Source organism: Vibrio sp. Vb0937, from assembly GCF_033338855.1.
Window position 1 is genome coordinate 1 of sequence record NZ_JAWOTK010000341.1, and the last position, 1,159, is coordinate 1,159.

1 protein-coding gene is annotated in these 1,159 nt (G+C 45.6%); it reads right to left on the bottom strand.

From position 1 onward, the window contains the following. Window positions 1–239: 239 nt before the first annotated feature. The coding region (gene flhB, locus R7P67_RS25550) for a flagellar biosynthesis protein FlhB (protein ID WP_318086415.1) at window positions 240–1,159 on the bottom strand (920 nt) is incomplete at its 5' end.

Genomic DNA, 1,159 nt, shown 5'->3' on the forward strand with positions numbered 1-1,159 from the left:
TTAACTTCATACTGCGAGGTATCTCAATCGAATTGAAGCGTCACGCGAATACGCACTTTAATACGTATGTCTAATGTTTATACGCGACCACTTTCGCCTAAAAGTTTAGGTATAGTTGATAATTAGTCGACTTAAGCAATCTATGTACCAAAATCAACGCCAAAATAATGACTCAAAGCTAAATAACAGCACAATCCATTGATTGTTTTATATTTTTCTTAATTTTGCTTTTTGCACGATTAATGACGATGTTCCGGCGGGATTGGCAAGTCATAATCTTGAATTTTCGGTCGCTGACCACCACGTTTGCGGTACTGTTTTAACTGGAACACAAACGCCAGCACTTGCGCGACCGCGGTAAACAGACCGTCAGGAATTTCTTGTTCCAACTCAGTGGTATGGTAAAGCGCACGTGCAAGTGGTGGAGCAGGCACAATCGTAATGTCGTGCTCGCGTGCCCCTTCTCGAATTTTCATCGCCATATGATCCGTACCTTTCGCTATCACGACTGGCGCACGATCTGTTTTCTGCTTATAACGCAGCGCCACTGAATAGTGCTCCGGGTTGGTGACAATAACGTCAGCTTGAGGCACATCGGCCATCATCCGGCGTTGTGCCGCTTCCCTTTGCAGCATACGAATACGACCTTTCACCTCTGGCTTACCTTCGGTTTCTTCGTATTCGTCTTTCACTTCTTGCTTGGTCATCTTCAACTGATCGGCGTGCTGCCAAATCTGGAACGGTATATCGATGGCCACAACAATCAATAACGAGCAGCTGATCAACAAGATGAAGTTGAGCAAAATATCCAGCGCGTGGAAAATGTTCTGCGGGTAAACATCCATGCTAAGTTGGATCAAATCCGCTTGCGACGCTTGGATCAAATACATGGCAACGCCTGTCACCAACACCACTTTCAAGATCGATTTGATCAGCTCTACCCAACTTTGCATGCCCACCATGCGTTTTAAACCGCTCAGAGGGTTCATTTTAGACAGCTTAGGCATTGCCGCTTCGGCAGAAAAGCTAATGCCCCCAACCCCTGCAGCACCAATCGTCGCCGCCACAAACAACGTGATAAGGATGAGAAACAGTGGAAAAAGCAAATCTGTCATTGCGCCTAATGCGATATCAAACAGCTTTGTGGTATCAAAGATTT